Source organism: Pedobacter namyangjuensis (assembly GCF_003313325.1).
Classification (GTDB): domain Bacteria; phylum Bacteroidota; class Bacteroidia; order Sphingobacteriales; family Sphingobacteriaceae; genus Pedobacter; species Pedobacter namyangjuensis.
In genome coordinates, this window is record NZ_QMHQ01000009.1 from 1 (window position 1) to 1,260 (window position 1,260).

The 1,260-nt window shown below is 32.9% G+C and carries 1 protein-coding gene and 1 pseudogene; both read right to left on the bottom strand.

The genetic code is table 11. The annotated features are described in order from the left end of the window. Nucleotides 1–645, bottom strand: a 645-nt coding sequence (locus DUT69_RS18945) for a nucleoside-diphosphate sugar epimerase/dehydratase (protein WP_394341263.1), incomplete at its 3' end; no start/stop codon positions are given. A 94-nt stretch (nucleotides 646–739) separates the two neighbouring features. Further along, a pseudogene (locus tag DUT69_RS18950) lies at nucleotides 740–1,260 on the bottom strand (UDP-GlcNAc--UDP-phosphate GlcNAc-1-phosphate transferase); the annotation flags it as partial.

A 1,260-nucleotide genomic window follows, 5' to 3' on the forward strand; every position in this document is an offset into this window, starting at 1 on the left:
ATCTACTATCCTATTCTTTTTATCCGTGGGAATGGTATAAGATGCAAAAATCACTTCGTCTACCTCATGTTCTTTTATCAGCTCTTCCAAACGCTGTGCGCTAAGAATTTTAATACCATCAATTGCCTTTCCAACTTTTCTATCGTCATCATCAACAAAAGCTATGATTGTTTTATTCACCTTACCATCATGATCAAAAGTACGTTTGGTAGCCAATCCAGCCTCTCCCGCACCATATACAATCACCTTACGTTTATCTAAATTCAAATTTTTGATATACATGAAAAAGTACTTAATGAGCACCCGATATGTAATCAATAAAAGAAAAGAAGTAAGTAGGTTTACAATTAATACTGACGTAGAGATATAAGGCTTATAGCCCAACGCAGTGATGATAAAATTAACGAAAGAGAAAATACCATTGCTGATAATTACCGCAAACAAAATCCTAAATGTATCCTGTGCACTGGTATATCGGATGATGCCTGCATAGGTTTTGATATTGAAGAACACCACTACATTGATAATGGTTGTAATCAAAATATTTCTGCTAAACTCAACAAAATCTACATTTGCCAGCACTAAATTAAGCTTAACAGCATAGGCAATTGTTAAAGATAACAGGCAAATTCCCAGATCTATCAAAAAGATAATCCAGCGGGGTACGATATTGATTTTACCAAACAAAGCGGATAATTTTTTCTAAGGTACAACAATAATTAATTACCATCAACATTATCTAACTTGCATTTGGAGTTAAAAGTTTTTGTGATCCTTCCATTTTGAAACGTAGCATCAAGTAAACTCCTACAAATAAGGCCAGTAAGCTAACACCATGTAGCATATCAGTAAGTGCAAATTTGATCAATAACAGGTTAATCAGCAATTGCACAAAAATATAGATACAAGATACTAAAATGTGTGATAGTTTTAATTGATTAGATAGGTATTGGTAAAAATGGCTACGATGAGCTTCAAAAATATTCTCGCCACGTATTTTTCTGAAAAGTACGGTAAATGCGGTATCAGTACCATAAACCAAAAGCAATAAAATATAGGATAAGTTTTGGGTAGTTAGGATTAATTGTCCGATAAAAAAAACGATAATAAATGCGATACTCACGCTACCTACATCACCAGCAAAGCATTTAGCTTTTGTTCTGAAATTAAATAGGTTAAAAACCAATAAGGCTAAAGCTACAATAATAAGAAGCTCGTTATCGGTAAAATTTACTATAGTTTGGTTGATGTAATATAACG